Below are 13671 nucleotides of genomic sequence, written 5' to 3' on the forward strand. Positions count from 1 at the left end.
TACGCTCGCAATGACGAAGGATGGGGAGGTAGGTCGCGCATGCAACCCATGATGCCATTGTGCCGGTGTTTTGCCCGACGTGTCAAACGTCGGTGCGGCTCAAAACCCCAACGCCGCCAGTGCCGCTCTACTGTGCATGGGGTTGTTTTCGACTTTTTTGTTGAAGCGCCCTTGGCCCCGCCGCGGAAGTCGGGAACTCCCTCCACCGCCCGCGGGTTCTACCCCCTGTGGCCTCGGCACTTCGCCGGGGCAGATGAAGGGGGAAAGACACCTGCATGCAGTGGAGCCTGCTCCGACCGGTCGGCCTTGTCCCCGCGGTGCTTGTCCTCACCACCATTGCGGCCAGCGCCGAGGGCGGCAAACCGGCAGCGCCGTCCGAGTTCCTCCTGCTGGCGCAGATCGTGCTGCTGATCGCCGTCGGCCGCGGCCTCGGCGAGATCATGCAGCGCATCGGCCAGCCCTCGGTGATCGGCGAATTGCTCGCCGGCATCCTGCTCGGCCCGTCGCTGTTCGGCTGGATCTGGCCTGAAGCGCAGCAGGCGATCTTCCCCCGGACGCCCGAGCAGAAGGCGATGATCGACGGTATCGCCCAGTTCGGCATCCTTCTTCTGTTGCTGCTCACCGGCATGGAGACCGATCCCAAGCTGGTCAGGAAGATCGGCAAGCCGGCGATCGCGATCTCGATCGCCGGCATCGTTGTTCCCTTCGCGTGCGGCTTCGCGCTCGGCGAGTTCCTTCCCGATGCGCTCCTGCCCAATCCGCAACAGCGCCTGGTGGCCTCGCTGTTCATGGGCACGGCGCTGTCGATCTCCTCGGTGAAGATCGTCGCGGTGGTCGTGCGCGAGATGAATTTCATGCGCCGCAATGTCGGGCAGATCATCGTCGCCACGGCTGTCATCGACGACACCATCGGCTGGATCATCATCGCGGTCATCTTCAGCCTCGCCTCGCAAGGCACGCTGGATGTCGCCTCGGTGGCGAAAGCCGTGCTGGGCACGCTCGCCTTCTTCGCCATCAGCGTCACCATCGGCCGCCGGCTGGTGTTCCTGCTCATCCGCTGGGCCAACGACTATCTCGTCAGCACCGCGCCTGTGATCACGGTGATCCTGCTGCTGATGGGCACGATGGCGCTGATCACGCATCTGATCGGCGTGCACACCGTGCTGGGTGCCTTCGTCGCCGGCATTCTGGTCGGGCAGTCCCCGATCCTGACAAGGCAGATCGACGAACGCCTGCGCGGGCTGATCTCGAGCTTCTTCATGCCGGTGTTCTTCGGTCTCGCGGGGTTGAGCGCCGATCTGTCGGTGCTTCGTGATCCCAATCTCCTGATGCTCACCGGCCTGCTGGTCGTGATCGCTAGCGTCGGCAAGTTCGGCGGCGCCTTTGTCGGCGGCACAGTGGGCGGCTTGAGTTATCGGGAGTCGCTGGCGCTCGCGAGCGGGATGAACGCGCGCGGCTCGACCGAGGTCATCATTGCGACCATCGGTCTGTCCATCGGCGTGCTCAGCCAGAACTTGTTCACGATGATCGTGACCATGGCGATCGTGACCACGATAGCGATGCCGCCGATGCTGCGCGCGACCCTCGCAAAGCTGCCGATGAGCAGGGAGGAGAAGGAACGTCTGGAGCGGGAAGAATTCGAGAGGCGCGGCTTTGTGGCCAATCTCGAACGTCCGCTGCTGGTGGTGGACGAGAGCGTGAATGCCACCTTCGCCGCACACATTGCGGGGCTGATCGCCGGCATGCGCGGCCTGCCGATCACGGTGCTGCACATCGGCAAATGCGCCGGGGAGCAGGAGAAGGGGCGTGACGAGGAGAAGGGGCGTGACGAGGAGGAGAGCCACGAGACCGTGGTGAAGAAGGCAGCCAATACGGTGATCGGCAATGGCGACGACGCTGGCGGCGTCGATGTGGTCGCCCGGGCGAGGCGAACGGAGCTCGGCAAAGCGATCGCTGATGAGGCGCGCAAGGGCTTTGATCTCCTCGTCGTCGGCGTCGACAAGGTCGCCGCGACCAAGGATCGTTTCGACCGGAGGATCGAGGACATCTCCGCAAAATTCGAAGGACCGCTTGCGATCGTGGCGGCCAAGGGAAAACATCTGAAGCAGCCGGTGCCCGACGCCCTCAACATCCTCGTCCCGGTCTCGGGCAGCGGCGTCTCCAAGCGCGGCGCCGAGGTCGCGGTCGCGCTCGCGCAGGCCGGATCAGGCTCGCTCCGTGTGATCTATGTGACGACGACGCGCGACAAGGGCGCGCGGCGCGGCGCCTCCCGCGGGCTGAGCCAGGAGGCAGGCATTCTCAAGGATGCCAGCGATCTCGCCGCCCGCTATGAGGTCGACATCACCACGACGCTGCGCGTGAACCGGGCGCCGGAGGCGGCGATCCTGCGCGAGATCGACACCACCGATGTCGATCTGGTGGTCATGGGCGTCGACCGCATCCAGGGAGATTACTTTTCCTTCGGTGGCGTCGCAGATGCCGTGCTGCGGCAGTCGAAGGTCTCGGTGCTCCTTGTGTCGAGCGGAGAAGCGCGGCAGGCGTCCGCGCAGAAGGCTTAAGGTTTCACCTCCGCGGCCGGCTGCGCCGCCGGCGGCGTCTTTTTTGTTGCGCGCCAGTTCTCGAAGCGCTGCACCACCACGAAGAAGGCCGGCACGAACAGCACCGCGAGGCAGGTCGAGGCCAGCATGCCCGAGAACACGGTGATGCCGATCGACTTGCGCGCGCTGGCGCCGGCGCCGGTCGCAATCACCAGCGGCACCACGCCGAGGATGAAGGCGAACGACGTCATCAAGATCGGGCGGAAGCGGGCGCGCGCGGCCTCGATCGCGGATTCCATGATCGGCTTGCCGTCGCGGCCGTGCAACTCGAGCCCGACCTCGACGATCAGGATGGCGTTCTTGGCCGACAGCGCGATCAGCAGGATCAGGCCGATCTGGCAATAGAGGTTGTTGTCGATCTTGAGCGCGTTGAGGACCAGCATTGGTCCGATCAGCGACAGCGGCACGGCGAGGATCACCGAGATCGGGGCGTACCAGCTCTCATACTGTCCGGCGAGCACCAGATAGACCAGCAGCATCGCAAGGCCGAACACCCAGTAGATCTGGTTGGAGACGGCCTTCTCCTGATAGGACATCGCGGTCCATTCAAAGCCGGTGCCCGGCGGCAGCGTCTTGTCCGCGACCTCCTCCATCAGTTTCAGCGACTGGCCGGACGAATAGCCCTGCGCGGGGAGGCCGACGATGGTTGAGGATGGATAGAGGTTGTAGAGGCTGATCAGCGACGGGCCGGTGGCCGGCGTGATCGTGGCGACGGTGCCGATCGGGATCATGTCGCCGTTCTGGTTGCGCACCATCATGTTGGCGATGTCGCGCTCGGTGACGCGGAATGACGGATCGGCCTGGGTATAGACCTGGAACACGCGTCCGAACTTGTTGAACTGGTTGACGTAGGACGAGCCGAGATAGGTCGACAGCGCCGCGAACACCTGGTCTGTCGTCACGTGCAGGGTCTGGGTCTTGATACGGTCGATCTCGACGTTGAATTGCGGCACCGACGAGCGGAACGAGGACTGGACGCGCTGCAGCGCGCTCTGACTCTCGGCGTTGGAGACCATCGCGCCCGTGATCGCCTGGAGCTTGGCGAAATCGCTGTTGCCGTCGCGCAGCTCGACCTGCATCGAGAAGCCGGCCGCGTTGCCGATACCCTGGATCGGCGGCGGTGGCAGCACTACGGTGCGCGCTTCCATGATGGTCGCGACCCTGTCGTTGAGCCCGTACACCAGCGAGCGCAGGTCTTCGCCTTTGCCGCGCGAGTCCCAGTCTTTCAGGATGATGTAGGCAACGCCGGCATTGGCCAGGCTGGCGCTGTTGTCGAGCGCGGAGATGCCGGCAATGGTGATGACCTGCTGAACGCCCGGCGTGTCCTTGATGAGATCGGCGGCCCTGTCGAGCACCGTCTGGGTCCGCTCGAGCGAGGCGCCGTCGGGCAGCTGCACGGCGGCGATCAGGTAGCCCTGGTCCTCGATCGGCAGGAAGCCGGTCGGTACCCGCGACAGGCCGTAGCCGCCGATCCCGATCAACACCAGTGCGATTGCGACCGAGACGGTGGCGTTCCGGACCAGGAAGCCGATCAGCCGGATGTAGCCGCGCTCGACGCGGTCATAGACGGCGTTGAAGCCGCGGTAGAAGAAATTGCGTTGCTCCGGCGGCACCGCCGGTCGCAGCCAGAGCGCGCACTGCGTGGGCTTCAGCGTGGCGGCGTTGATCGCGGACAGCAGCGCGGTCGCCGCGATCACCAGCGCGAATTGCGAATAGATGCGCCCCGTGAGGCCGGCGAGGAACGAGGCCGGCAGGAACACCGAGATCAGAACCAGGGTGATGCCGACGATCGGCGCGAACAGCTGGTCCATCGCCTTGATCGCGGCGTCGTGGCCGTTCATGCCCTGCTCGATGTTGTGGGCGGCGCCCTCGACCACGACGATTGCGTCGTCGACGACGATGCCGATCGCGAGCACGATCGCGAACAAGGTCGACATGTTGATGGTGAAGCCGAGCGCCGCCATCGCGGCGAACGCGCCGATGATGGTCACCGGCACGGTGGTCGCCGGCACCAGCATCGCGCGCCAGTCCTGCAGGAACACCAGGATCACGACCAGCACGAGCAGGCCGGCCTCGATCAAGGTCATGTAGACCTCGTGCACCGAGGCCTGCACGAACTTCGTGGTGTCGAACGGCGTGTCGTACTTGATGCCTTGCGGAAAGGCCTTTGCGAGTTCCGCCATCTTCTTCTCGACGGCCTGCTCGACCTGAAGCGCGTTGGCGCCGGGCGACTGGAACACGCCGATGCCGGTGGCCGGCTGCTTGTTCAGCGAGAAGATCTGGCTGTAAGTCTGCGCGCCCAGTTCGACCCAGCCGACGTCGCGCACGCGCGTGACGTCGCCGCTGGTGCCGGTCTTGACGATGATGTTCTCGAACTGTGTGGTGTCGTCGAGCCGGCCGTTGACATTGAGCGTGTACTGGAACGCCTGTCCCGGCGGTGTCGGTGGCGCGCCGACCTGGCCGGCCGAGACCTGCTGGCTCTGCTGCTGGATGGCCTGGATGACGTCCTGCGGGACGAGGTCACGGACCTGCAGCTTGTTGGGATCGAGCCACACCCGCATCGAATACTGTCCGGCGCCGAACACAGTGACGTTGCCGACGCCCGGCAGGCGGGAGAGCTCATCGCGGATGTTGATGGTGGCGTAGTTGCTCAAGTAGAGACTGTCGTACGACGAGTCCGGCGAGGTCAGCGTCACGAACAGCAGAATCGATGTCGACCGCTTCTGCACGGTAACGCCCTGGTTCTGCACGGACGCGGGCAGTTGTGATAGCGCGCTGGAGACGCGGTTCTGCACCAGCACCTGCGCGAAGTTGAGATCGGTGCCGATCTTGAAGGTCACCGTCAGCGTATAGGTGCCGTCGGAGCCGCTGTAGGACTGCATGTAGAGCATGTCCTCGACGCCGTTGACCTGCTGCTCGATCGGCAGCGCCACGGTGTCGATCACGGTCTTGGCGCTGGCGCCGGGATAGCGCGTGGTGACCTGCACCGTCGGCGGCACCACGTCCGGATATTGCGCGATCGCGAGGTTGAACAGCGCGACGCCGCCGATCAGGATCATCAGGAGCGCGATGACGTTCGAAAGGACCGGCCGCTCGATGAAGAATTTTGAGATCATGACCGGCGGCTCCTACTTGGCCGACGCCTGCGACTGGTCGATCTTCGTCACTTGCGGGTCGATCTTCTGACCCGGAATCACCCGCAGCAGCCCCGCGATGACGACGCGGTCGTCCGGCTCCAGGCCGCTTTCGATCACGCGCAGGCCGCTGTCCGCAGGACCGATCTGGACCTTGCGCTGCTCGACCGTGTTGTCCTTGCCGACCACGAGCAGATAGCGGCCGCCCTGGTCGCTGCCGAGCGCGGTGTCGGGAACGAGGAGGGCGTTTTTCTCCTGGGTGAAGGGTACGCGGACGCGGACGAAATAGCCGGGCAACAGCACGCGCTTGTCATTGGGCACGACGCCGCGCACCGCGAGCGTACCGGTCGATTGGTTGATCGTCGGCGCGACATAGTCGAGCCTGCCCTCATGCGGATAGCCGGTCTCGGTCTGCAGGCCCACTTGAATCGGGAACTGCTTGAGGTCGGCGGCGGTCAGACCGCGGCGGGCCGATTCGGCACGGATGCGCAAAACATCCTGTTCGTTGACTGTGAAGTTCACATAGATCGGGTCCATCGCGACGATGGTCGCGAGCTGGGTCGGGGAGGAGACGCCGACGAGTTCGCCGATCGAGACCATGTGGGCGCTGACGACGCCGTCGAACGGGGCGCTCACCTTGGTGTAGCCGTAGTTGACTTCGGCGAGCCTGGTGTTGGCCTGGGCCTGCAGGAGATTGGCCTGGGCGTTGTCGCGGTTCGATGTCGAGGTATCGAGGGTAGACTGCGCGACTGCCTGGCGCTGGACGAGATCGGTCTGCCGCCTGAAGTCGGCTTCCGCCTGCCGGAGCGAGGCCTGGGCGCCGGCTTCGGCCGCCTGCGCCTGTTCGAGCTTCAGCTTGTAGGTCTCCGGCTCGATCGTGAAGAGTTGGGTGCCTTGCTTGACGAACGTGCCGTCCTGATAGTCGATCGATTGCAGGAAGCCCTGCACGCGCGCGACGAGATCGACGATCTTGATCGGCGCAGTGTTGCCGGTGGCTTCGACATAGCGCGTCACCGCCCGCTGCACGGGCGTCGCTACGTCCACCTTCGGCGGTGGCGGCGCCACGAACGTGTTCTTGTCCTCGCAGCCGGTGAGCGCGGCCATGGCCGCCGCGGCGGCCAGCGCCCGCCCGATATGTCTCCACGCTCGATTGCGCTGTGCCGGAGATGCGGGATTCGCTGAGGTCATTTGGTGGCCCCCGAGTATTGTCTGCCGGTGCGGCAGGCTACCAACAAATGCCTGGCCGCGAAACACCATAGCTATGGCGGTCACCGGCCTTGCACTGCAAACGGCGCCATGGCCTTTGGCAGGTTTGTCATGACAAATCGCTTTTCACCGAGCGCACGATCGACCAGAATTGTGTCAAAGGCCGTGCGACGGAAGCGAAGCGGTCGGAAAGAAGAAAAGGTGAGGAGAACATGACATGCCAAGGTTCCTTCAGTCCGCTCTTGCCGGCCTCGTTCTTGCAGCGGCGGTTGCCATGCCTGCACTAGCGGATGGCCCGACGGAGGAAATTGCGCCGACCGGCAAGCTGCGGGTCGCGATCGCGATCAGCCCGGCGGGCGGCGCGTTCTGGTCGACAAAGACGGAAGCTGGCTATGCGGGCGTGCCGGTCGACCTCGGCAAGGAGATGGCCGCGCAGCTCGGTGTTCCCGTCGAATATGTCGTGCACCAGAATTCCGGGCAGATCACCGATGCGGCGTCGAAAGGCACCTGGGACGTCACGTGGCTGCCCAGGGATCCCGAGCGCGAGACCAAGATGATGTTCGGCCCGATCTACGAGGTCGCGGATGCCACCTACATCGTCAAGGCGGGTTCGAACGTGACCAATTTCGCCACGCTCGACCAGCCCGGCATCAAGGTCGCGGCCGTCAACGCCACGACCACCATGCGTGGCGCCATCGCGCATCTGAAGAACGCGAAAGTCACGGGCTATCAGACTTACGACGAGATCTTCGGCCTTCTGAAGAGCGGCGAGATCGACGCCTTCGCGCTGTCGCGCGACCAGCTCAACAAGATGGCGCAGAAGATTCCGGGCACGCGGGTGCTGGACGAGACGTTCAAGAAGACGGTCACCGCGGTTGCCGTCCCGCTCGGCCACGGCCAGGCGCTGGCGTTCGTCACCAGGTTCATGACGGAAGCGACGACGAACGGCACGCTGCGCAAGGCCTACGACAACAACGGCCTGAAGGACACGCCGATCCGGACCGAGTAGGCTGGCGGCGCAGAGGGGCGCGTTGCAACCTGTCCGTCAGCGCGGCTTGAGCTCCGCATATTTCGCCATCGCGCGCTCGAACTTCCTGTTGAACAGCCACATCGCACCGAGGATCTCGCGGAAGCTTGCCGACGCGCGCGCCCGGTCGGCCTGTCCGAAGGCGAAGATGCTGTTGTTGCGCAGGTGCTTCATGATGGTGGGGCTGGATACCCTGTAGTTCAGGAGATCGCCCGACTTGAGCGCGGACCGCGTCGGGGTGGGGACGATCTGGATCAGCTCGAACAGCTTCATCTGGTCGATGGGGTCGGGCAGTGTCTTCACGATCGCGGGGATCTCCCGGAAGAGATCGGCATGCGCGTTCATCAGGCCGTCGCGCACGTTGGTCCAGTGGTTGAAGCGGTGATCGGTGCCGCGGGCCCGCGCCTCTTCGTTGTCGTCCCGCGCGTTCAATTCGGGATCGGTCGCCGCGATCTCTGGCTTGATGGCTTCCCATTTCCTGCGGCCGTTCCGGTCCTCGGCGGGGCCGGTCTGAAAGCTGCCCATATAGGTGTTCGATCGCCCGTTGCGGACATTCTGCTTGCCGTTGGTCTCGGCAAAGAACAGCCCGAGGCTGATCCGTCCCGCAGCCTCGGCGTGAACTGGTGCAAGCCCCTTGGCGCGCGCGATCGCAACCGCGAGATCTACGACGTCCTTGAACGGCGTCGCCGAGTTTTGCGCGTTGGCGGGCGGCGCCTCCATGATCTCGAACAGCCCGGCGTACTCGTCGACCAGCGGCTCGATGTCGGCATCGAAATAGGCCGGAGGAATTTCGAACTTGTTGGGCCTGCCGATCCGCGACGGCATGGCGTCGGTGAGATCCTTGTAGCTGCTGATGACAGCGACGCGCGCCAGATAAAGCGCCTGGCCCGGCAAGTTCGGCAGCGGCTGCTTCGCCTCGATCTGGCCGCGCCGCTCGGCAAGGATCGCCTTGAAGTCGGCGAGCGCGCGGTCATAGGCGGCAAGCGCATCCGCTTGTTTTGCCGTGAGCGCGCCCTGTCCCAAAGCGGGCGCAGTGAGGAACAGGGCAAGCGCCGCTATGGCAGCGGCGGCGTGACGTCTTGATCGCATCGCAGGCTCCCGGGCCGGTCGATTCGGCAATTGTGCAGATCGTAAGCATCAATGAGGCGGTCTGGCGAGGCACAACCTGATCGGCTTGTGCCGTGCCGGTAGAGGGGCGGCGGCTTCGGATCTCCGTAAACGACCCCGATGATCCCGTTGAAGCTTACAGTAAACTGACAAAACAGCCTTCCGATTCTCGTGACGCCTTTACGATTCGGTAGCTCCGCATCTGCACAATGCACCGTCTGACCAGGAGCGGCGCAGGTCTTCCGGCGCGAAGCTCGTCGGCTCCGCTGCCGCGCGTTGGTCCTGGCATCAGTTTCGTCTTGGCGTCCTGGAATTCATCTCGGTCATTTCCAAACAAACAGTCGAGCGGGGGCTTGGCAATGCCAGACTATGGAACGGTGCGTCGTCTCGGTCGGCTTCTGTCGCGATTGAAGCGCGACACCAATGCCAATATCGCGGTGACATTTGCGATTGCGCTCGTGCCGATCATCGCGTCCATCGGATGTGCCATCGACTACAGCATGGCGGCGCGCATTAAGGCAAAGCTGCAAGGCGCCGCGGATTCGGCGAGCGTCGCCTCGATCTCGGTCAACTCGGCCGGCTACAATGCCGCGATGGCGATGACGTCGAACGGATCCGTTTCGGCTGGCGTCACCGAGGCGACCAACATCTTCAACGGAAACGCCTCGACGTACTCGGGCAGCTATAACAGCCTGGGAGTGACGAGCACCGTCACCAAGACCGGCAACAAGCTGACGTCGAACGTGCAGTTCAGCGCCAATGTGCCCGTCACCTTCATGCGGGTTCTCGGGTATCAGACTCTGACCGTGACCGGGGGCTCGTCTTCGACCACGACCCTGCCGCTGTATCTCGATTTCTATCTGACACTGGATGTCTCGGGATCGATGGGCCTGCCGTCGACCACGGCAGAAGCGCAGCGCATGCAGTCGATCAATCCGGACAACTATCGGCAGTATCCGACCGGCTGCACGCTGGCCTGCCACTTCTCGCCGCAGAACAGCGCCTGCACCGATTCCGGAACACAAGGTTATCCCACGAACAACTATTGCTTGGGGTACGCGATCTCGCGGGTCAGCCAGAGCGGGTACAAGGGGCTATTGACGAAGAAGTCGACCAACCCGATGGGCGTGCAGTTGCCTTCTTCGATCGTTTCCGGTCTGCCGAATTCGCTGTATTCAAATCTTGCGACGGTTGCGAACTGTCCGACCGACGGAACCGACTCCTGCATTCAATTGCGTCTGGATGCCGTCGGCTATGCCGTGAACCAGTTGTTCAGCACCGCGAACAACACCGAGAAGGTGGCGAACCAGTTTCGCATCGGTCTCTACCCCTTCATTCGGTATCTCTACTCGTACTTCCCGCTGACCAGCAGCATCAGCGGCTCGACAACCAATCCCTCGACCATCAACTACGCTGCCGCCAATCTGGCGACCCTGCTCGATACCAACATGAACGCGAACCTCGGTTCGGGCGGCACTCATATCGACACGGCTTTGTCGAGCGTGAACACCCTGATCACGAGCGTGGGCGACGGCAGCGCATGGAACAGCACGCTGCCTTACGTCTTCCTCGTAACCGACGGCGCGCAGGATCCGCAGGTCAAGGGCGTGCCCAACGGCTCCTGGTCCGGAAGCAACCATGCCACCACGATCGACCCGGCCACGTCATGCACGCCGCTGAAGAAGCGCGGCATCATCATTTCCGTGCTGTACATTCCCTACCAGCCGATCAACCCGGTCAATACGTCCTTCGCCGGCGACGAGGACGATTACGCCAACTGGAACATTCCGAACATTCCGACGAGCCTGCAAAACTGCGCCTCGCCGGGATTTTTCTACACGGCGAATACGCCGGCCGACATTACGGCGGCGTTGAACGCGATGTTCAATCACGCGGTGGCGGAGGCCCACATCACCAATTGATGGCCCGGCGCCAGCGCCGCGCAACCTCATGACGAGGAAGAGGAGGCCGCCTAGAGCCATTTCCGTTCCGATGGAATCGGAACGGGGGCTCTAGATTCTTGTTTTGACGCGTTTTCTTGACGCGAACCGGTATCCACTTCGCTCGAAAACGCTCTAGTCGTTGGCTTCGGGCGGCAGGAAGTCGACTTCGTGCAGGGCCGAGATGCGCACGACTTCGGCCGGATCGGTCAGATTGTGGAGCTGGTTGAACAGCGCCTCCAGCTTCTGCATCGGCGAGACCCAGAACAGTGCGCGGCAGGGCTTGTCGGACTTGTTGAAATAGCCGTGCGGGATGCCGCGCGGCATGCGTACGAGGTCGCCGGCATGGGCCTTGACCCATTTTCCGTCGAGTTTGAGGTCGAGCGTGCCTTCCTGCACCAGGATGAATTCGTCCTGGGTCGGATGAATGTGCACCGGCACGAACTGGCCGGGCTCACTGTTGGTCTCGAACGCGAAGGTGGAGTCGGTGACGGCCTTGGGGAAATAGACCTGGCCCAGGATGTTCCAGCTCTTGCCGCCATAGCCCGTGCCGTTCGCGGTAATACCTTTCTCGAGTGCAGTCATGCTCGCCTCCAATGGGAATTCCGGCTGTACCGGAGTTTTGCCCAGGCGCCGTGCGGAGTCCACCCGGCAGAGCATGATCCGGAAAAGTGTGCAGCGGTTTTCCGATCGGATCATGCTCAAACAACAACCTAAAGCGCGATAACCATTCATTCCGATCTCATCGCGCTTTAGACCTGCGCTAACGTTCGTCGCGCTCGGACGACTGCTTGCGCAGGAAACGCTCGACGTCATCCTGCACGGAGTAGGGCGTCGGGATCGGGTCGCCGGCGGCATCGACCGCCGTATCGAGAGAGCGGCGCAGCATGCGCGCGAGCTCCGCCTTGCGGTAGGGCTTGGTCAGAAGCGGCGCGCCCATGGTGGCGCTTCCCTGTGCGTGCGGCGAGTCATAGGCATAGCCCGACGTAAACAGGACCCGCAAAGAAGGCCGCGCCGCCACCATCTGGTCGGCGAGCTCCCGCCCGTTGATGCCGCCGGCCATCACAATGTCGGTGAAGAGCAGGTCGAACGGCGTGCCTTTGGCCCAAACGGCGAGCGCTTCGGTCGCATTGGCGGCGGGGATGACCTTGTAGCCGAGGCTCTCGAGCTGGACCGTGACGTATTGGCGGACGTCGCGGTCGTCCTCGACGCAAAGAATGGTTTCCGTCCCGCCAACGACCTTGCGCTCGTCATAGCCGGCCGGACGAAGCGTACTGGTCTCGGCCTTCGGCAGATAGATCGTAAACGTCGTGCCGCGGCCTTCGGCGGAATCGACCTTGATGCCACCGCCGGACTGCTTGGCGAAGCCGAACACCATGCTGAGGCCGAGCCCCGTGCCCTTGCCGACCTCCTTGGTCGAGAAGAAGGGGTCGAAGATCCGCTCGAGAATGGCTTGCGGAATGCCCGTGCCGGTGTCTGCGATCTCGATCTCCACATAGTCGCCGGCGTAACCGGCGCCGACCGCGACGGCCTCGCGTACGCCGAACACCACGTTGCGCGTCGTCAGCGTCAGTTTGCCGCCATCCAGCATCGCGTCGCGGGCGTTGATCGCGAGGTTGAGCAGCGCCGAACTCAATTGACCGCGGTCGACGAAGGCGAGCCAGATGTTGCCGTCGAGCCTGGTCACGATCTCGATCTTCTTGTCGAAGGTCGCCAGCAGCAGTCTTGCGAGCTCTTCAATGAGCTCGTTGACGTCAATCTCCGCCGGCTGGAGCGCCTGCTTGCGGGCAAAGGACAACAGGCTCGACGTCAGCGCGGCGCCGCGATCGGCCGCCTCGCTGATCAGCTTCGTGATGGTCGCAAGCGGCGGATTGTCCTTCACGGCGTCGGCGAGGATCTCGATCGTGCCCGTGATCACCGTGAGCATGTTGTTGAATTCGTGGGCGATGCCGCCGGTGAGCTGGCCGACCGCCTCCATCTTCTGGGATTGGATCAGCTGCTCCTCGGCGGCGCGCTTCTGGGTGACGTCCTTGACGAAATTGTTGATGATGATGCGCCCTCCGAGGTGCAGGGCCGTGCTCGACGCGTCGATCAGGATCTCCTCGCCGCTCCGGTGCAGCAGGCTCGCTTCGAAGCGGATGCCGATCGGCGTATTCGACAATTCCGGCAGCAGTCGCATCATGCGTTGCCTGAAGCCGTCGCGGAGCGGCTCGGCGACGAGGAGGTTGACGACGTCGGTGCCGAGCGCCTCCTGCCGCGTCCAACCGGTCAGGGCCTCGGCCTGGAAGCTCCACTCCAGGACGACACCATTCGCGTCGGTCTGAATGAAGGCATCGAGCGCGGTCTTGATGACGGCTTGCGTCATCTGTGCGCTGACCTGCGCCTGCTCAGCCAGTTGCGCAGCGGTGCGTTTTTCTTGCGACGTCTCGATCTTGCGCGTGCACAGCCGCGCGAGCGGCACTGCAAAGGCGGCGCTTGCGAGCAGGGCAACGATCTGGGGCGTGCCGAACCCACGCGGATCAGCGGTTCCGGTCGCGGCATAGGAGGCCAGAAGAGCAGCTGCGGTCACGATGACCTGCGCGGCCATCGCGAGTGTCAAAAGCTCCCTGAGTTTCATGGTCTGGTACCAAAACCTTTAGCCGCATGCCCGGTCGTTTGTT

The 13671-nt window shown here is 63.7% G+C and carries 8 protein-coding genes; 3 read left to right on the forward strand and 5 right to left on the reverse strand.

Features of this window, described 5'->3' with window-relative positions; all coding sequences use genetic code 11:
• Positions 1–275 precede the first annotated feature (275 nt).
• A complete protein-coding gene (locus AC630_RS21005) occupies positions 276–2558 on the forward strand; it encodes a cation:proton antiporter domain-containing protein (RefSeq protein WP_074120377.1) in 2283 nt (760 codons plus the stop codon).
• Here the strand turns inward: AC630_RS21005 and AC630_RS21010 are convergent.
• Complete coding sequence (locus AC630_RS21010) at positions 2555–5713, reverse strand: efflux RND transporter permease subunit (RefSeq protein WP_074120378.1); 3159 nt, start codon at positions 5711–5713, stop codon at positions 2555–2557. The genes AC630_RS21005 and AC630_RS21010 overlap by 4 nt on opposite strands.
• Before the next feature lie 12 nt (positions 5714–5725).
• The gene (locus AC630_RS21015; protein ID WP_074120379.1) at positions 5726–6919 is read right to left on the reverse strand and encodes an efflux RND transporter periplasmic adaptor subunit; all 1194 of its coding nucleotides are present in this window, start codon (positions 6917–6919) and stop codon (positions 5726–5728) included.
• A gap of 235 nt (positions 6920–7154) precedes the next feature.
• Here AC630_RS21015 and AC630_RS21020 point away from each other — a divergent pair, with 235 nt between their 5' ends.
• A complete protein-coding gene (locus AC630_RS21020; protein ID WP_074120380.1) occupies positions 7155–7946 on the forward strand; it encodes an ABC transporter substrate-binding protein in 792 nt (263 codons plus the stop codon).
• A 36-nt stretch (positions 7947–7982) separates the two neighbouring features.
• Here the strand turns inward: AC630_RS21020 and AC630_RS21025 are convergent, their stop codons facing one another.
• Entirely contained in the window at positions 7983–9053 is a 1071-nt protein-coding gene (locus AC630_RS21025) for a hypothetical protein (protein ID WP_074120381.1), read from the reverse strand.
• Positions 9054–9430: 377 nt separating this feature from the next.
• On the opposite strand from AC630_RS21025, the gene AC630_RS21030 reads away from it, so the two are divergent.
• Positions 9431–10993 carry a TadE/TadG family type IV pilus assembly protein gene (locus AC630_RS21030; protein WP_074120382.1) on the forward strand — a complete coding sequence of 521 codons (1563 nt, stop codon included), beginning with the start codon at positions 9431–9433 and terminating at the stop codon, positions 10991–10993.
• Between the two features lie 153 nt (positions 10994–11146).
• On the opposite strand, the gene AC630_RS21035 is transcribed toward AC630_RS21030, so the two are convergent.
• Both AC630_RS21035 and AC630_RS21040 read right to left on the reverse strand, forming a co-directional pair.
• Positions 11147–11596 carry a cupin domain-containing protein gene (locus tag AC630_RS21035; protein WP_074120383.1) on the reverse strand — a complete coding sequence of 150 codons (450 nt, stop codon included), beginning with the start codon at positions 11594–11596 and terminating at the stop codon, positions 11147–11149.
• 178 nt (positions 11597–11774) lie between these two features.
• Complete coding sequence (locus tag AC630_RS21040; RefSeq protein WP_074120384.1) at positions 11775–13628, reverse strand: ATP-binding protein; 1854 nt, start codon at positions 13626–13628, stop codon at positions 11775–11777.
• Positions 13629–13671: the final 43 nt, after the last annotated feature.

The sequence above is a fragment of the Bradyrhizobium sp. AS23.2 genome (assembly GCF_001908185.1).
Classification (GTDB): Bacteria; Pseudomonadota; Alphaproteobacteria; order Rhizobiales; family Xanthobacteraceae; genus Bradyrhizobium.